This is a genomic window from Pseudomonas sp. SWRI179, assembly GCF_014268705.1.
Lineage (GTDB): Bacteria > Pseudomonadota > Gammaproteobacteria > Pseudomonadales > Pseudomonadaceae > Aquipseudomonas > Aquipseudomonas zanjanensis.
Map to the genome: position 1 here is coordinate 20,924 of NZ_JABWRA010000028.1, position 16,914 is coordinate 37,837.

Annotated in this window: 14 protein-coding genes; 7 read left to right on the forward strand and 7 right to left on the reverse strand. The window is 62.4% G+C overall.

Annotation, left to right across the window (positions count from 1 at the left end):
- Positions 1 to 5: 5 nt before the first annotated feature.
- The 4 genes from HU767_RS16865 (at position 6) to ureC (ending at position 3,222) form a co-directional block, all read left to right on the forward strand.
- Complete coding sequence (locus HU767_RS16865) at positions 6 to 539, forward strand: GNAT family N-acetyltransferase (RefSeq protein WP_186730039.1); 534 nt, start codon at positions 6 to 8, stop codon at positions 537 to 539.
- Between the two features lie 5 nt (positions 540 to 544).
- Positions 545 to 1,078 (forward strand): GNAT family N-acetyltransferase, encoded by a 534-nt coding sequence (locus HU767_RS16870; RefSeq protein WP_186707783.1) that lies wholly within the window; start codon positions 545 to 547, stop codon positions 1,076 to 1,078.
- Positions 1,075 to 1,383, forward strand: coding sequence for an urease subunit beta (locus tag HU767_RS16875; protein ID WP_186730040.1), 309 nt, complete (start codon positions 1,075 to 1,077; stop codon positions 1,381 to 1,383). Before HU767_RS16870 ends, HU767_RS16875 begins: the two co-directional genes overlap by 4 nt.
- A 138-nt stretch (positions 1,384 to 1,521) precedes the next feature.
- On the forward strand, positions 1,522 to 3,222 hold the full coding sequence (gene ureC, locus HU767_RS16880; protein ID WP_186730041.1) for an urease subunit alpha: 1,701 nt from the start codon (positions 1,522 to 1,524) through the stop codon (positions 3,220 to 3,222).
- A 177-nt stretch (positions 3,223 to 3,399) separates the two neighbouring features.
- On the opposite strand, the gene HU767_RS16885 is transcribed toward ureC, so the two are convergent.
- From HU767_RS16885 to HU767_RS16895, 3 genes are all read right to left on the reverse strand, one after another.
- A complete protein-coding gene (locus HU767_RS16885) occupies positions 3,400 to 8,454 on the reverse strand; it encodes an NEL-type E3 ubiquitin ligase domain-containing protein (RefSeq protein WP_186730042.1) in 5,055 nt (1,684 codons plus the stop codon).
- A gap of 111 nt (positions 8,455 to 8,565) precedes the next feature.
- A complete protein-coding gene (locus HU767_RS16890) occupies positions 8,566 to 8,865 on the reverse strand; it encodes a chaperone modulator CbpM (RefSeq protein WP_186707789.1) in 300 nt (99 codons plus the stop codon).
- Between the two features lie 259 nt (positions 8,866 to 9,124).
- Positions 9,125 to 10,063: a DnaJ C-terminal domain-containing protein gene (locus HU767_RS16895; RefSeq protein ID WP_186730043.1), complete on the reverse strand. Its 939-nt coding sequence runs from the start codon at positions 10,061 to 10,063 to the stop codon at positions 9,125 to 9,127.
- Between the two features lie 294 nt (positions 10,064 to 10,357).
- On the opposite strand from HU767_RS16895, the gene HU767_RS16900 reads away from it, so the two are divergent.
- Positions 10,358 to 11,632 carry an Hsp70 family protein gene (locus HU767_RS16900; protein WP_186730044.1) on the forward strand — a complete coding sequence of 425 codons (1,275 nt, stop codon included), beginning with the start codon at positions 10,358 to 10,360 and terminating at the stop codon, positions 11,630 to 11,632.
- A gap of 135 nt (positions 11,633 to 11,767) precedes the next feature.
- Here the strand turns inward: HU767_RS16900 and HU767_RS16905 are convergent, their stop codons facing one another.
- From HU767_RS16905 to HU767_RS16920, 4 genes are all read right to left on the reverse strand, one after another.
- Positions 11,768 to 12,781 carry an AI-2E family transporter gene (locus HU767_RS16905; protein ID WP_186707795.1) on the reverse strand — a complete coding sequence of 338 codons (1,014 nt, stop codon included), beginning with the start codon at positions 12,779 to 12,781 and terminating at the stop codon, positions 11,768 to 11,770.
- Between the two features lie 233 nt (positions 12,782 to 13,014).
- Positions 13,015 to 13,287, reverse strand: coding sequence for a PsiF family protein (locus tag HU767_RS16910; RefSeq protein ID WP_186707797.1), 273 nt, complete (start codon positions 13,285 to 13,287; stop codon positions 13,015 to 13,017).
- 206 nt (positions 13,288 to 13,493) lie between these two features.
- The gene (locus HU767_RS16915) at positions 13,494 to 14,384 is read right to left on the reverse strand and encodes a triacylglycerol lipase (RefSeq protein WP_186730045.1); all 891 of its coding nucleotides are present in this window, start codon (positions 14,382 to 14,384) and stop codon (positions 13,494 to 13,496) included.
- Positions 14,385 to 14,502: 118 nt separating this feature from the next.
- Positions 14,503 to 15,141, reverse strand: a complete 639-nt coding sequence (locus HU767_RS16920) for an FMN-dependent NADH-azoreductase (protein ID WP_186730046.1) — start codon at positions 15,139 to 15,141, stop codon at positions 14,503 to 14,505.
- Positions 15,142 to 15,279: 138 nt separating this feature from the next.
- Here HU767_RS16920 and HU767_RS16925 point away from each other — a divergent pair, with 138 nt between their 5' ends.
- Positions 15,280 to 16,221 (forward strand): LysR substrate-binding domain-containing protein, encoded by a 942-nt coding sequence (locus HU767_RS16925; protein WP_186730047.1) that lies wholly within the window; start codon positions 15,280 to 15,282, stop codon positions 16,219 to 16,221.
- Positions 16,222 to 16,278: 57 nt separating this feature from the next.
- Positions 16,279 to 16,809, forward strand: a complete 531-nt coding sequence (locus HU767_RS16930; protein ID WP_186707806.1) for a ferritin-like domain-containing protein — start codon at positions 16,279 to 16,281, stop codon at positions 16,807 to 16,809.
- Positions 16,810 to 16,914 lie beyond the last annotated feature (105 nt).

Genomic DNA, 16,914 nt, shown 5'->3' on the forward strand with positions numbered 1-16,914 from the left:
ACGCCATGCCTGCCCATGTTCGTGACGCCCAGCCCGCCGACCTGCCGGCGATCCGCGACATCTACAACGACGCCGTGCTCAACACCACGGCGATCTGGAACGAACAAGCCGTGGACCTGGGCAATCGCCAGGCCTGGTTCAGCGCCCGGCAAACCCAGGACTACCCGGTGCTCGTCGCCGTCGACACCGAGGACAACGTGCTCGGCTACGCTTCCTTCGGCGATTGGCGGCCATTCGACGGCTTCCGTCACACCGTCGAGCATTCCGTGTACGTCTGCCGCGACCAGCGCGGCAACGGCCTTGGCCCGTTGCTGATGGCCGTCCTCATCGAGCGCGCCAGGGCCTGCGATAAACACGTCATGGTCGCCGCCATCGAAAGCGGCAACACGGCCTCGATTCGCCTGCATGAGCGGGCCGGTTTCGTCACCACCGGGCAGATGCCGCAGGTGGGCACCAAGTTCGGCCGTTGGCTGGACCTGACGTTCATGCAGTTGGTCCTCAACCCCGGGGCGCCACCGCCCGCCATCGACAAGGAGTGATACCGATGAACGCCGCCCAGTTGCGTCGAGTCCATGCTGAAAGCTTTGCCCATTACCGCCAGGGCCTGATCGATCTGCTGCTCGACGCTGTCGGTTACGGCGCCAGCGTCGGGTTCATGGCCGACCTTGATGCCGTCCAGGCCCGTGCCTATTTCGATGACGTCCAGACCAGCCTCAACCAAGGTCACCTGCTGCTGTGGGTGGTGGTCAAGGATGAACAGGTGCAGGCCAGCGTCCAGCTTGCCCTGTGCCAGAAGCCCAACGGCCGCAACCGTGCTGAAGTGCAAAAGCTGTTGGTGCGCGGCGAGGCCCGCCGCCGGGGGCTGGGCCAGCAATTGATGAGCGCCCTGGAACTCGGCGCCCGCCAGCACAAGCGCGGCCTGTTGTACCTCGACACCGAGGCCGGTTCCGAGGCCGAGGCGTTCTACCGCGCCATGGGCTACACCCGCGTCGGCGAGCTGCCCGACTACTGCCAGAGCCCGGACGGGACGTATACCGCGACCACCATTTACTACAAGACTTTGGGGCAACCGCAATGATTCCAGGGCAATACCAGATCCAGCCCGGCGACATCGAACTCAACGTCGGCCGCCGCACGCTCACGCTGAACGTCGCCAACAGCGGCGACCGGCCGATCCAGGTCGGCTCGCACTATCACTTTTTCGAGACCAACGATGCCCTGACCTTCGACCGCGCCGCCAGCCGTGGCATGCGCCTGAACATCCCGGCCGGCACCGCGGTGCGCTTCGAACCGGGCCAGAGCCGCGAGGTGGAACTGGTGGACCTGGCCGGGCATCGCCGGGTGTTCGGGTTTGCCGGGCGGGTCATGGGCGACCTGGACTGAAGCGCCTCTGTGGCGAGGGAGCTTGCTCCCGCTGGGCTGCGTAGCGGCCCTCTCTTGGCGGTTGCTGCGCAACCGAGCGGGAGCAAGCTCCCTCGCCACAATGGACTGCATACGACTTAAGAACCTCAAGGCGAGCACATGAAGATTTCGAGACAAGCCTACGCCGACATGTTCGGCCCCACCGTCGGTGACAAGGTCCGCCTGGCCGACACCGAGTTGTGGATCGAAGTGGAGAAGGACTTCACCACCTACGGCGAAGAAGTGAAATTCGGCGGCGGCAAGGTGATTCGCGACGGCATGGGCCAAAGCCAGCTGCTGGCCGCCGAGGTCGTCGACACCTTGATCACCAACGCGCTGATCATCGACCACTGGGGCATCGTCAAGGCCGATGTCGGCCTCAAGGACGGGCGCATCGCAGCGATTGGCAAGGCCGGCAACCCGGACATCCAGCCCGACGTGACCATCGCCATCGGCGCCAGCACCGAAGTGATCGCCGGCGAAGGCATGATCCTCACCGCCGGCGGCATCGACACCCACATCCACTTCATCTGCCCGCAGCAGATCGAAGAAGCGCTGATGAGCGGCGTCACCACCATGATCGGCGGCGGCACGGGCCCGGCCACCGGGACCAACGCCACCACCTGCACCTCCGGGCCGTGGCACCTCGCGCGGATGCTCCAGGCCGCCGATGCCTTCCCGATGAACATGGGGTTCACCGGCAAGGGCAACGCCAGCCTGCCGGAGCCGCTGGTCGAACAGGTCAAGGCCGGCGCCATCGGCTTGAAGCTGCACGAAGACTGGGGCACCACCCCGGCGGCCATCGACAACTGCCTGAGCGTGGCCGACCAGTACGACGTGCAGGTGGCGATCCACACCGACACCCTCAACGAGTCCGGTTTCGTCGAGACCACCCTGGCCGCGTTCAAGGGCCGCACCATCCACACCTACCACACCGAAGGCGCCGGTGGCGGCCATGCGCCGGACATCATCAAGGCTTGCGGTTTCCCCAACGTGCTGCCCAGTTCCACCAACCCAACCCGGCCGTTCACCCGCAACACCATCGACGAGCACCTGGACATGTTGATGGTCTGCCATCACCTGGACCCGAGCATCGCCGAAGACGTGGCGTTCGCCGAAAGCCGCATTCGCCGCGAGACCATCGCCGCCGAAGACATCCTCCACGACCTCGGCGCCTTCTCGATGATCAGCTCCGACAGCCAGGCCATGGGCCGTGTCGGCGAAGTCATCACGCGCACCTGGCAGACCGCCGACAAGATGAAGAAGCAACGTGGCGCCCTGCCCGGCGACGGCGAAGGCAACGACAATTTCCGCATCAAGCGCTACATCGCCAAGTACACCATCAACCCGGCGATCACCCACGGCATCAGCCATGAAGTGGGTTCCATCGAAGTGGGCAAATGGGCCGACCTGGTGCTGTGGCGCCCGGCGTTCTTCGGCGTCAAGCCGACATTGATCCTCAAGGGCGGAGCGATTGCCGCCAGCCTGATGGGCGACGCCAATGCCTCGATCCCGACGCCACAACCGGTGCACTACCGGCCGATGTTCGCCAGCTACGGCGGCTCACGGCATGCCACCAGCCTGACGTTTATCAGCCAGGCCGCCGCCGAGGCCGGGTTGCCGGAGCAGCTTGGGTTGAAGAAAAGAATCGCCGTGGTCAAAGGCTGTCGCGACGTGCAGAAAACCGACCTGATCCACAACGATTACCTGCCGAGCATCGACGTCGACCCGCAGACCTACCAGGTCAAGGCCGACGGCGTGTTGTTGTGGTGTGAACCGGCGGACGTGCTGCCGATGGCGCAGCGGTATTTCCTGTTCTGAGTGGAATAACTGGCCGAACGAGTACCTGTGGCGAGGGAGCTTGCTCCCGCTCGGTTGCGCAGCGACCGCTTAAAAGCGAGGGCTGCTTCGCCCTGGAGCGCCAGCCCGGCCCAGCGGGAGCTTGCTCCCTCGCCACAGGTTTTCATGGGTCCATGAAACAGCCGGGCCGGTTCATCCTCACATATCGGTACTTTCCATCGGTGCGTTCAACTCCTCTTCAGTCAACGACAGCACCAGCTCCGCTTCCTTGACCTTGCGTTGCAGGTCCAGGGCTTCGGATTGGCTGGCATAGGCCGACTCTTCGAGCGTCCCGGCGGCCTTCGCCTCGTCCAGCTCGATCTGGCTGGCAATGAACGTGTCGTCCAGGGCCTGGAAGGACGCCGCATGGCGCTGCTTGACGTAATCGATCCAGAAATCCCGGCCGACCAGCGACTGCATCTGCGCGGGCGAATCGTCCAGGGCCAGGACCCGGCGAGCCGCGGCGTCAAGCATGTCCGTGGTGACATTGGCCATAGCGGTAAAACGCGCGCCCTCGGGCTGCCCCGGCAACGCCAATCGGTCCTTGAGGCCCACGCGATAAGCCAGACGGACCTCGACCTCCTCGATCTTATTCATCAAGCGAGCTCTCTGCGCAGGCGTGAGTCCCCGCTGAGCATTGATCGCGTCGCGACGCCGCTGGATATCCTCCAGGGCAATGCGCTCCACTTCATCGAGGCGAAACAGCCCCTTGGCCAGTCGAATCAGTTCCGCGGCTTCATCACCCTCCACTGACAGCGTCTTGGCGTTATGGATCATCAATTTGATTTCCAGGTAACTGAACGACAATGCGGCACGATCCTCACATGCCGGCTCACCGGCCAGTTCGAACAATTCGCGACGTAGATCCGTGGAGTTTCCGATGGCTTCGAGCATCTGCCAGACACGGCGCTGCAGGTCCGGGTAGTTTTCCTGCCCCTGATAGGAACCCGCCAGCCGCGTCAACAGCTGGAAAAACTCCTCGGATCGTAGCTCACTGACCAGGCGTTGCCATAACGCCTTTCTGCTCTCCTGTTGCGCTCTGGACAATCCGAGCAACCAATGATCAACACCCGAGGTCGGCACCGCCAGCGGAACCACTTCGGCCCCAAATGCCCCTGGCAAACTGAGCATGGCCCAGTCGGGGTGCAACAGGCGAAGATTCGTCCAATAGTCACTCAGCCGTTGTCGAGCCGCTTCGGTCAGCGGGTTGCCCTGTAGAAGCGTCACGCTATTGAGGCGGGACGTGGCACGGGCGGCCTGGGGTGGCGGATCAATCAGCGAGTCCGGCACGTCGGTCAGTCGGTTGTCACGCAAATCAATCCGCTCCAGCGGCTGATTGCTCAAGCCGGTGGGCCAGGTATTGATGCGCGTTCTCCTCAGGTTCAATCCGCGCAGGTTGGGCATCGTGCTGAAGTCCGGCAATCGCTCCAAAGGGTTCAGATCCAGGTTGAGGATTTTCATCTTGGTCAACCCCCGCAGAATTTCCACGCTACGAGGCCTCAGGTTGATCTGGTTCAACGTCAGGAAGAGCTTGGTCAGATCTTTCATCTCTCCCACTGCCTCTGGAATATCGGTCAGCCTGTTGTAGGACATGTCCAACCAACGAAGGGAGGAGAAACTGGCAAGAAAGCTGTTACTGGTTTGCTGCGACAATCCCATACCACGGATGGCCAGCGAGGCCACATGGCTGAAATCGGCCGACAAGGCCGGTAACGACGCCACCTTGTCTCCCTCTATCCCCAAATTGAGTTCATACCCGATCCTGCTCCCATCGCCGGCACTGACGACCGGAATCTGGCGTCTCCAGCCCCGTTTGATCCGTTCAGCCACCGCTTGCTTGGCCTCTGGCCGCACCAATTGAAGCTCACCCTCCACGATTAACCACTCCTGGGTCGCCTTCCAATCGTCCAGATCCCGGCACAGCGTATCGAGCTCGATCTTGCGACGCTGAAGTTCAGCTACAGCGCCGTCGCCCAGCGATCGCAGCAAGCTGCGAACCTCCTCTCTCGTATAGTCCGGGTATAAATCCAACACCCGGTCCTTGGGCGATGGCGCCGAGCGAAACCAATCACGCAGCCCACTCAAGGGGTAGCCGACCTTGCCCGACACCAGGCGCATCGGCGATTGGAAGAACGGCTTGACGGGTGCCATTTTCAGGCGTTGCGCCAGCGCCCCCCGGTCCACTGGCGCTGCGCCAACCGCCGCTTGCAGAAGATCGCCCTGATGAATCGAAGGCCGCCCCATGGCCTCGCGTTCGGCGTCCGGCAGGGCATGCTGCAGGGCGGTGTAGAAGTCGCCCCACCCGCTCAGATCATTACCGTTATTGTCGTAGGACTTGTAGGCGTTACCGTCCTTGACCACGATCTTGGCCTGCGTCGACTCCAGCGGGCCGATACTGTCAACCAAGGCGCCGTTGGTCGAATACTGACGTAGCTCGATACGGACCGTGTCGCTCCAGCCAGGCAAGGATTTGAGGGTCGCCAACGCCAGCCGAGGCGTATCGTCCGTTGCCAGTGTTTCGTGGTACAGCCCCTCGTAAGCCCGGTTCAAACGTATTGCCCGCTGGAAATGGCGTAGCTCTTCGGCGATGCGCAGTGGGATGGGCTTGGTCTGGGCCGGATCGGTGAAATCCCAGCCGGCCATTTGCTGGCGTTCAGCAGGGTTGGCATGGGCCATCATCTGTTCGATGGCTGCCACTGGGACCGACGCAAAGCGCGCTTTGATCAGCGTGACGCGCGGATCATTCGATACCTCGCCCTTGGCGTAATGGTCGTTGAACAGCTGGGCTTTCTCGCGCACCGCCACCTGGGCGAGCGTTTTCCTCAGTCGCTGGGTTCGGGCCTCCAGGTTGGTTTTCGCCAATGGCGGGCTCGTCCCGGCCAGCAGGTCTTCTCCTGCTGCGTCTACCGCCTCGATCACATTGCTGGGAAACAGCGACGTATGGACTTTCTTGCTGGAAAGAACGACTTCACGCAGCACGATGCCTTCGTTCGATGGTCGGGCGTATTCCCAAAGGGCCTTGCCCGAACCATCCACCACCTTCAATTTCAGTGTCTTCGGCCACGGGCCGTAGCCGGTGAGCAGGTGCAGCTGCGACATCGGATCGGCTTGTCCATACTCCAGCGGATCCTCGCTTTGCATGTGCGCGATGAACTGGTCGACTTGTCGGGCGATGTTGAAGCGCTTGATCGTGTCCGCCAGTGCCGCAGACGGTGGCTCGCCCTCGACATGCAGCTGTCGCAACGCATTCTCGTGGGTGCCACTGGCGATGCGAATCCGCTCAAGCTCGGCATCACTGAAGTCCTTGACGCTGTGCCCCAGCCGCCGCATCAGGGTCGGGCCCTCCCAACCCTGCGGTCGCTCAAGTTCATGATTCCAGGCGCCGCGTCCATTGGTCGTCAGTCCGGGCCGATAGGCATCCGGGCCACGGGAGGGATGACGAATGCGATAACGATGGGTCGCCGGATCCTGCTGCACCTGATAATGGCTACCATCGAGCGGCACCACTTCCCGCCCCGCGACCGAGTGCAGCCCACGAGCATCTGGAAGGGATGTCGCCGCCGGTTGCAGATCGCTCCGGTAGGGACTCAGGTCGGGGCGCCAGAGACGCGATTGGCCATCGGCCAATCGGATCGGCTCCAATCGGTCCACCGCGCCCGACCATTGAACATGCGGCAGTACGGCGGCGCCCGTGGCGACAAATGCCGTATTGAGAGCCACGCTCGAAAAGTGCGCCCACATTTCCCGGGTCTCCCCGCGCTCGAATGCCTCGATGCCTTCGAACGCCTCATTGAACATCTGCACAGCGCCCACCGTCAGCATCAACGGTCCAAGGCCCGGCACCACGAATGCTGCCAGGTTGAGAACGTCGATCACCGCGCTGACATAACTGTCCAGGCGCGCCAGGCGAGCCTTTTTGTCTTCAACCCCGGTGGGCACCGCTATCGCCCGTGCATCGAGTTGGATCTTCTGGATTTGCCTCAGGCGCAACGATTCCCATAGAGGAGATGGGACGCCAGCGGTCTCCATCGGCAGATTGCGCAGCGACGACTTGAGAGGAAAATCGACCTGGTCGTCCGCCTCTTCGGAAGGTTGATAGAGCTGGTTGAACTGCTCGAAAAATAGCCCTTGCTGGCGCAACAGCACGAAACGACTGAAGAAACGACGATAGGCAATACCGTGCAGCCGCCGGCGCAAATCTGCCATAAATTCGCCACTGGACGCATATTCCTTGAGCGGATGCTCGGGATCGCCCGGAATGTACGCCACGAGCCGCTCGACTCGACGACTGCTCTCACGCTCCGGTCCGATCAACAATGGGCCAACCAGTTCGAAGCCGAAGATTTTCAAAGACGTGAACGTGACGGCCCGACCATCAAGAGTGATCGATTCTTGATCGCCGACCACCTGTTGCATCATCAGGTAAGCGGCTTGGCTGATGTCCCCCTTGGCCCGGGCTATCTCGACGCAGAGGGCCAAGCCTTCCTTGTGATGATCACGCAGTTGGCGTTCCAACTGGCTGCGCGCTTGCGTGTTGGCGGGCCGGACGATCGCATTGACGTGCTCCTGATATTGGCGCCCCAGGTCGAGCTTGCGACACAGCTTGGCAAAGGCCTCGGGAGCGATCGGCAAGGCCCCTGCGCGAAAGGCACTGAGCGAAGGAATGACGTCGCCCCCGTAAAACGGACGCTGCGTGGTAATGAGGTTGCAGTCCCTGCAACCAGGCCTGTTTTCTTCGTCCGGCTCAAAATTGGCCAGCGCAGCCTCCAGCAGCGAAGTGCCGCGGTATTCGTAGCGATCGAAGTTGCTGCCCTCGCTATCCAGGACCAACGCGCCAAAAAAATCGCCGCGCACCTGGCGCCCGTACTTGCGGACGAAATAGACGTCGTTGACGTTCAGTGCCTGCTTGAATTCAGCCTGGATCGCCTGGTTGAGCAGCGGCTCGGCAAAATCGCGAATGTCCTGGATATCGCCCAGCACGCTGTCGACCTGGTTCAGGGTTTCGCGGTAGCGGGAATGGCGGCTCTCGAGGCTGGCCCTGGTCTCGTGGGTCGCCTTTACGTACCAGTCCGGAACGTCCAGTGCATGGTCGCTCAGCTCCTGCTGGCGCTGCACGATGGCCCCGCTGTACCAACCGGGTATACGGGTCTTGAGCAACTCAAAATGCAGGCCGGCATTTTCAGGGCGCACGAGTTTGGAAATGGGTTCTGGCATTGTCGGATCATCCTTGATGGTGGAAAACCCGAGCCTAACCAGCCTCTCAGCGGTGAGTGCGGTAACTATTTATAGCTTTTTCGACCCGAATGTCGTCCAGGCACGCCGCTTTCAACCCACCCAGCGCCCCAGTTGCTGACGCAGCCGACGGTTCTCGGCTCGCAGTGCCTGGACTTCCTCCAGCAGGTCCAGCGCCAGGGCGACGCCGTCCCATTCCAGCTCCAGCTCCCGGCGCAACTTGGCTGCACGTCGTGCCAGGACCAACTCGTAGTCGGTGAAACGCCAATCCGAGGGGGCCGCGCCGTGGGGTTCGAGGATGCCATGCTCGACGATTTCGATCACATGGACATCGGCCAATGCGGCGGCTTCGCAGAATTCCAGCAGGTTCAGTTCAATGATCGGGGTGTTCATGGTCTGCTTCTCCCAATGCTTTAACTGTCGAGTCTAGCCAGGATTGTGGCAAGGCTGGCTGTGGCTGTGGCTGTGGCTGTGGCTGTGGCTGTGGCTGTGGCGAGGGAGCTTGCTCCCGCTCGGCTGCGCAGCAGTCGTAAAAACCTGCCAACCGGTTTTTCCTGGCGCACCGTGTCGAATGGTTCTGGGGCTGCTTCGCAGCCCAGCGGGAGCAAGCTCCCTCGCCACGGGGTTGTGTTGCCAGGCCTGTGATTACCGGTCAGAAATTCTCCCGCGGGTCGAACGCGGCTTTCTTCGCCAATTCAGCCCACAGCGCCTTGACCGCTTCGTCGCCGGCCTTGGGCATCACGGCCTTGAGTTGCACGAACAGGTAGCCGCGCTCGCCGGCCTTGTTGCGCAGGCCGTGGCCCTTGGCGCGCATGCGCTGGCCGTTCTGGCTGCCGGCCGGCACCTTCAGGTTGATCTTGCCGGTGAGGGTCGGCACCGCCACTTCGGTGCCCAGCGCCAACTCCCATGGCGCCAGCGGCAAGGTGATGATCAGGTCTTGGCCCTCGACGTCGAACTTGGGGTGCGGGGCGAAACGAATCGTCAGGTACAAGTCCCCATTGGGGCCGCCACCGATTCCCGGCGCGCCCTGGCCCTTGAGGCGGATACGCTCGCCATCGGTCACGCCCAGCGGGATCTTCACGTTCAGGCTCTTGCTGGTGTTGCTCACGTGCTGGCCCGCCGCGTTGTATTGCGGCACCTGGAAGGTGACCTTCTTCGACTCGCTCGACAGGGTTTCTTCCAGGAAGATCGGTAATTCCATTTCCACGTCTTGCCCTCGACGGCCGGCGCTGCGACCTGACTGTCCGCCGCCGAAACCCGGCCCGCGATTACCGAAAATCGAACTGAAGAAGTCCGAGAAGTCCCCTGTGTCCTGGCCGCCAAAACCGCCACGGCTCTGCCAGCCCGGTGGTCCCTGGAACGGCTGGCCGTGCTGGCCATACCGGCGCAGGTCGTCGTACTCGGCGCGCTTGTCGGCGCTTTTCAACGCTTCATAGGCTTCGGAGACGTCCTTGAACTTGGTCTCGGCGTCTTTCTCTTTGCTCACGTCCGGGTGGTATTTGCGAGCCAGCTTGCGGTAGGCAGCCTTGATCGCGCTGTCGTCCGCCGTGGGCTCGACACCCAGGATCTTGTAATAGTCTTTGAAGTCCATCTAAGCATCACCATCCGTTATCGATGTCGCACCGCCACGCACAGCCTGCCCGGATAACCGGACAGCAGGTTGACCGACCTCAAGATTGGGACCGGGCGGCACGTCAGAAGTTTATCGGCAGCGGGTGGCGGTTCTTGTACCGCCCATGGGCTACCAGGCTCATGCCAGCAAGTTTGGGGGTGAAACGCCGTCTTTCAAGGCCGATGATTGCGAATTAGCAGATAACCGGCCTTCGAATCCGCGCCGCACTGGCATACACTGCGCGGCCGTTTTTTCAACTGGAACCCGAAAGACATGAAAAACGCATCCCCGGCCCGTGCCTGCGGCATCGACTTTGGCACGTCCAACTCCACCGTCGGCTGGCTGCGCCCCGGCATGGAAACGTTGATCGCGCTGGAGGACGACAAGATCACCCTGCCCTCGGTGGTCTTTTTCAATCTCGAGGAACGCCGCCCGGTGTACGGCCGCCTGGCCCTGCACGAATACCTGGAAGGCTACGAAGGCCGGTTGATGCGCTCGCTCAAGAGCCTGCTGGGCTCCAAGCTGATCAAGCACGACACCAGCGTGCTCGGCACGGCCATGCCGTTCAAGGATCTGTTGGGGTTGTTCATCGGCCAGTTGAAGCAACGCGCCGAAGCCGCCGCCGGTCGGGAATTCGAAGAAGTGGTGCTGGGGCGCCCGGTGTTTTTCGTCGATGACGATGAGCTGGCCGACCAGGAAGCGGAAAACACCCTGGTGGACGTTGCCCGCGCCATTGGCTTCAAGGAAGTCTCCTTCCAGTACGAGCCCATCGCAGCGGCCTTCGACTATGAATCGACCATCGAGAAAGAAGAGCTGGTGCTGATCGTCGACATCGGCGGCGGTACTTCGGACTTCTCCCTGGTGCGCCTGTCCCCCGAGCGCCGCACCCACGACAACCGCCACGACGACATCCTCGCCACCGGTGGCGTGCACATCGGCGGGACCGATTTCGACAAGCAACTCTCCCTGGCCGGCCTGATGCCGCTGTTCGGCTACGGCAGCCGCATGAAAAGCGGTGCCTACATGCCCACCAGCCACCACATGAACCTGGCGACCTGGCACACCATCAACGCGGTGTACTCGCAAAAGTCCACCCTGGCCCTGGGCAGCATGCGCTACGACATCGAAGACACCGGCGGCATCGATCGGCTGTTCAAGCTGATCGAACAGCGCGCCGGGCACTGGCTGGCGATGGAAGTGGAAGAAACCAAGATCGAGTTGACCCACGCCGAGCAGCGTCACGTGCCGTTGGACCGGATCGAGCCAGGCCTGAGCGTGGACCTGAGCCGGGCCTTGTTCGAATCGGCCATCGACGGTTTGCTGGAACGGGTGCGCGGGAGCGTCACGCAGTTGCTCAACGATGCCAACGTGCGGGTCGATCAGGTCGACACGGTGTTCTTCACCGGCGGTTCCAGCGGCATCCCGGCGCTGCGCAACAGCGTCTCGGCGATGCTGCCCCAAGCGCGGCATGTGGAAGGCAATATCTTCGGCAGTATCGGCAGCGGGTTGGCGATCGAGGCGATGAAGCGGTATGGGAGCCAGGTCTGATCCCAGACCGAGGTGCGCCTTTCGCGAGCAAGCCCGCTCCCACACTTGAACCACACTCTTCCTGAAGGAACTCGGTCAAACTGTGGGAGCGGGCTTGCTCGCGAAGGCGTCAGATCAGACAACACACCCCTTGGATCAGACCATCCCCACCTGCTTCAACTCACTCTTGAGATACGCATAATAAATCGGTCCCGCCACCACCCCCGGCAAGCCGAACGCGGCTTCGAACACCAGCATCGCCATGAGCAATTCCCAGGACTTGGCGCTGATCTGCCCGCCAACGATACGGGCGTTGAGGAAGTATTCGAGCTTGTGGATCACGATCAGGTAACCCAGCGCCGCCACCGCCACCCAGATCGACAACGACAAGGCGACGATGGTGATCAGGGTGTTGGACATCAGGTTGCCAATCACCGGCAGCAGCCCCAGCAGGAACGTCATCACGATCAGGGTCTTGGTCAGCGGTAGCTGGATGCCGAACAGCGGCAGCACCACCGCCAGGAAAATCCCGGTGAAGAAGGTGTTGAGCAGGGAAATCTTGATCTGGGCGAAGACGATGTTGCGAAACGCCTTGACCAGCAGGTTCAGGCGATCGAACAGCGCCGCGGCCAGGGGCTTGCGCTTGGTCAGGTCGGGAATGCGCTGCAGGGCAACGATGGCCCCCAGCACCATGCCGATCAGCAAGGTCACGAACATGTGGGCAGCGTCCTTGCCCACCAGTTGCAGGTCGCTCAGGTGCTTGCTCACCCAGTCGCCGATTGCCACTCGGAACTCGGCAGCGCTGGCCGGTAGGTAGGCGTCGATGAACGGCGGCAATTGTCCACGGGCGCGGTCGACCACCGTCATGAACTTGTCCAGGGACGCGCCTGGGTTTTCTGCTTCATGGAGCAGGAAACTGAAGGCCCCGGCGAAAATCAACGAAAGCACACTGACCACCAGCGTGCCGAGCAACGCCACTGCCAGCCAGCGGGCACGGCGGCCTTCGATCAGGCGCTGCAACTGCGGGGTGAGCATGTTGACCAGCTCGAACACCAGCAGCCCGGCCAGCAAGCTCGGCAACAGGCGCAGCGGCAGCACCAGCAACAACCCACCAAAAATGATCACCCAACTGATCACCAACAACACATGACGCTGAGAAAACGTTGGCATACAGCCTCAGGACAAAACGGCGTGAAAGGATCGGCAGTCTGCCAGCGATCCGCTGGCAGCACTAGGGATTGTGTCGGCCGACCTTCGTCGCAGTTCAGGGCTTTTTTGTAACTTTTGCGTCGGCCCCATCGCGAGCAGGCTCGCCCCCACAGTGGATCGGCGTTGGCCTGCCCATGTGGGAGCGAGCCTGCTCCGGGCGGCGATCCGACGATGGGGCCCCACAGATCCAACACTTATTTTTTCTTCAGGCACTCACTCATGAACGCCTTTCGCGCATCGCCCTTCAGCGCCTGCTCGGTGGCGGTGGCGTTGCAGCTCTTCATGCGCTCCTGCGGGGTAGCCTTGAGGCAATTGCTCATGAACGCCTTGCGCTCGTCGCCCTTGAGCGCCTTGGCGGTGGCGTCGGCATTGCAGGTGGTCATCTTGCTCTGCTGCGCCGTCTCGGCGAAGCCCTGGGAACACAGCAGCAAACCGATCATCAACAAAGGCACACGAAGCATCTTCATGGTGTTTCTCCTGGCTGCCACACGAGGGGGTGGCGATGGGGTGGAGTGTAGACAACGCCTGTTACACCTCCCAAGAGATTCTCGGCGCCTGAACAACCGCTTTCGCGAGCAAGCCCGCTCCCACATTCGATCGAGTTTCTTCAGAAAGAATGCGGTCAATGTGGGAGCGAGCCTGCTCGCGAAGAACGATAACGCGGTCCAACGGGCTACACCCCGGCAGCCTTCAACCGCTCGGCATGCTCGACAAACAACCGGATCGGCTCGGCCCCCTTGCCCACCAGCCCCAGCGACTGGTTGACGATGTCGAAGTGGTCCAGCGGATAGTCGTCGCCGATGACCGTGCCCAGGTGGGAGCTGTAGCGTCCGACCAAGCCGTCGCATTGCCCCGCTTCCCGGACAAAGGTGCGGGCAAATAAACGGCACGTGCGGTGGGTGCCGTCGAACAGGTTGCGCCCTTTATCGGTGATGCCCGGCTGCAAGGTGCCGGACCACGAGTAATAGCGCACGCCATTGACCTCTTCCGGCCCCTGCCCGCCCCAAGTGAGCGGCAGCCCCTGTGGATAACGTTGGTTGAACAGCGCCACGCCAGCAGTGGTCAGGGAGACGTGGGACGCGTGGAGGTCCACCGGCAGCTTCGGCCCGCGATAGCCGGTGTCCAGCAGGCTCATCAGGGCGTTGATCAGGCGTAGCACGGCACTGAGTACGCGGCCCTTGGCGCTGTCGGCCGGGTAATGGCGCTGCAGGTAATCAGCCAGTTCGGAGCCGTGGTTGGGGCCGGCCACCGACGTGACCGACGCCACCAGGTCCGGACGCTTGGCGGCGGCATAACGGGCGGTAAGGCTGCCCTGGCTGTGGCCGATCAGGTTGACCTTCTGCGCACCGGTTTGCCGCAGGATGTCGTCGATCACTGCCAGCAACTGCTCGCCGCGCACCTCGGACGAATGCAGCGGCGAAACCTTCACCGCCACCACCACGGCCCCACCGCGGCGCAACGCCGAGACGATGCCATACCAGTACGGATACAGCACCAGACGGACGAACCCGAGCATGCCTGGGACCAGCACCAGTGGGTAACGAGTGGCGCAGCGTTGCGACATGGCGACATCCTTGATCAAGAGGGGTCAGCATCGGTACTGATGATGACCAGTCTATGACACCCAGATGAATCCGTGGCGAGGGCGCTTGCTCCCGCTGGGCTGCGCAGCCGCCCCTTTCTCAAAACGTCCGCGCCAGCGCCAGCAAACGCTCCTCGGCCTCGGCGCAGGACAACGCAAAACTGCGCTCGGCCGACTCTTCGCCTTCGGCGGCCACCACCGTCACATCGGTGATGCCGATGAATCCCAGCACGGTGCGCAACAGCGTGTCGGCGTGGTTCATGCCCTCCAGTTGGCCGCCGGGGCCGAAACCGAAATCGCCGCGGCTGGTCACGATCAGCGCCTTCTTGCCCAGCACCAGCGGCTCGTAGTGCGACACGCCGTTATCCAGGCTGTGATTGAACGTCAGCCCGATGCGCACGATCTGGTCGATCCAGGCCTTCACGCCGCTGGGCACGCTGAAGTTGTGCATGGGCGCGGCGATCACCAATCGGTCATGGGCTTGCAGCTCCTCGACCAAGGCGTCGCTCAGGGCCAGGTCCGCCTGCATGATCAACGGTCGATTCTGGGGCTCGGGGTAGAACGCCGCCGCGATAAAGGCTTCGTTGACCGGCGGTATCACTGTTCGTCCGACTTCGCGGCGGGTCAATTGAGATTGCGGATTCGCGGCCTGCCACGCCGAGACAAAAGCCTCGGCCAGGCGCCGGGAATGAGAACGCTCGCCACGGGGACTGCCATGCACCACAAGAATCTTGCTCATCTGAATCTCCTTTTATGCGGCTACAATCAACACTGCTTGTGCGGCGCAGATTGAAGCCACGCGCTACCAGCAGACAAATGAGCGTTAGTTCATCTGGATGAGTTAATTTCATCCGTAGCGTTTTTCAGGAGAATCCGGATGTTCGCCAACTTGCCGCTCAACGCCCTGCGCGCCTTCGAATCCGCCGCGCGGTTGCTCAGTTTCAAGGCGGCCGCGGCGGAGTTATCGGTGACGCCTACAGCGATCTCCCACCAGATTCGAGCGCTGGAGAGCTGGCTGGGGCTGGTCCTGTTCGAACGCCTGCCCCGCCAGGTTCGCCTCACCGACGGCGGGCAACGCTTGTTCCACAGCTTGCACGGGGCCTTGCTGGAGGTAGCGCAAAGCATCGATACCTTGCGCCCGCAACGGAGCACCACCCACCTGACCCTGTCCACCACCGCCGCGTTTGCCGCCCTGTGGCTGGTGCCGCGCCTGGGGCGCTTTTATGCGCGCCACCCGAACATCAACGTGCGCCTGGACACCCATTGCGAGGTGATCGACCTGCACCAGGACGCCAGCGTCGACCTGGTGGTGCGCTACAGCCTCGACGCCTACCCGAACCTGTACGGCATGTGCCTGTTCGATGAAAGCTTCGGGGTCTATGGCTCGCCTGAACAGGTGGCCCTGGCGGCCCGGCAGCCGCCGACGCTGATCAGCGTGCGCTGGCACAACTCCAAGCTGTACGCCCACGGTTGGGATGCCTGGTGCGCCCAGGCCGGGGAAGCCTGGCTCACCCGTCAGCCGTGCATCCGCGAGTACGACGAGGAGCACTACGCCTTGCAAGCCGCGATCGCCGGGCAGGGCCTGGTGCTGGCGAGCAATATCCTCGCGTCGCAAAGCATCGCCAGCGGCTTGCTGGTGGGCTATCGCCCGGACGTCCAGGTCAGCGGCGCCGGCTATAGCGCCCTGTGCGTCCCGGGCCGCGAACGCCATCCGCCGGTGCGGGCGTTCTTCCAGTGGTTGGGGGAGGAGGCGCGACTGTCCGGTTATGCGCTGAAAAATTCAGTAAAACTTTTTCAAGACCGCGTCACTCACATTTAGAGTGATCGCGCCAGCAGAGCGTGACGCCTCAACCGGATCAGCCTCCAGGAGAACGAGATGAGCGACATGCACTTATCCGATGTAACCACCCTGCGCGAACGAGCACGGCAGAACGTGCAGAACGGCGCCGTGACCGAAGGCTACGGCGCCGATCGCCAGGAGGTCATCCGCCTGCTCAACGAAGCGCTGGCCACCGAACTGGTTTGCGTGTTGCGCTACAAGCGCCACTACTTCATGGCCACCGGTCTCAAGGCCAGCGTGGCGGCCAGTGAGTTCCTCGAGCACGCGAACCAGGAAGCCGAACACGCCGACACACTCGCCGAGCGCATCGTGCAGCTGGGCGGCGAGCCGGAGTTCAACCCCGACCTGTTGACCCGCAACTCCCACGCCCAATACATAGCGGGCAACACCCTCAAGGAAATGGTGTACGAGGACTTGGTGGCCGAACGGATCGCCATCGACAGCTACCGGGAAATCATCCAATACATTGGCGAAAAAGACCCGACCACCCGGCGCATCTTCGAAGACATCCTGGCCCAGGAAGAAGAGCATGCCGATGACATGGCCGATATCCTGGCTGATCTCTGATACACCTGAGGGCCCCTTCGCGAGCAAGCCCGCTCCCACAGTTGAACCGCATTTCTCTGAAGGAACTTGGTCAACTGTGGGAGCGGGCTTGCTCGCGAAAGGGCC

Bases quoted from the DNA above. Each gene is read 5' to 3' on its own strand.
- HU767_RS16905 (WP_186707795.1), bottom strand. From the start codon at position 12,781: ATGCCAACGTTTTCTCAGCGTCATGTGTTGTTGGTGATCAGTTGGGTG.
- HU767_RS16885 (WP_186730042.1), bottom strand. From the start codon at position 8,454: ATGCCAGAACCCATTTCCAAACTCGTGCGCCCTGAAAATGCCGGCCTG.
- HU767_RS16865 (WP_186730039.1), top strand. From the start codon at position 6: ATGCCTGCCCATGTTCGTGACGCCCAGCCCGCCGACCTGCCGGCGATC.
- HU767_RS16900 (WP_186730044.1), top strand. From the start codon at position 10,358: ATGAAAAACGCATCCCCGGCCCGTGCCTGCGGCATCGACTTTGGCACG.
- HU767_RS16875 (WP_186730040.1), top strand. From the start codon at position 1,075: ATGATTCCAGGGCAATACCAGATCCAGCCCGGCGACATCGAACTCAAC.
- HU767_RS16925 (WP_186730047.1), top strand. From the start codon at position 15,280: ATGTTCGCCAACTTGCCGCTCAACGCCCTGCGCGCCTTCGAATCCGCC.
- HU767_RS16890 (WP_186707789.1), bottom strand. From the start codon at position 8,865: ATGAACACCCCGATCATTGAACTGAACCTGCTGGAATTCTGCGAAGCC.
- HU767_RS16910 (WP_186707797.1), bottom strand. From the start codon at position 13,287: ATGAAGATGCTTCGTGTGCCTTTGTTGATGATCGGTTTGCTGCTGTGT.
- HU767_RS16930 (WP_186707806.1), top strand. From the start codon at position 16,279: ATGAGCGACATGCACTTATCCGATGTAACCACCCTGCGCGAACGAGCA.
- HU767_RS16915 (WP_186730045.1), bottom strand. From the start codon at position 14,384: ATGTCGCAACGCTGCGCCACTCGTTACCCACTGGTGCTGGTCCCAGGC.
- ureC (WP_186730041.1), top strand. From the start codon at position 1,522: ATGAAGATTTCGAGACAAGCCTACGCCGACATGTTCGGCCCCACCGTC.
- HU767_RS16895 (WP_186730043.1), bottom strand. From the start codon at position 10,063: ATGGACTTCAAAGACTATTACAAGATCCTGGGTGTCGAGCCCACGGCG.
- HU767_RS16920 (WP_186730046.1), bottom strand. From the start codon at position 15,141: ATGAGCAAGATTCTTGTGGTGCATGGCAGTCCCCGTGGCGAGCGTTCT.
- HU767_RS16870 (WP_186707783.1), top strand. From the start codon at position 545: ATGAACGCCGCCCAGTTGCGTCGAGTCCATGCTGAAAGCTTTGCCCAT.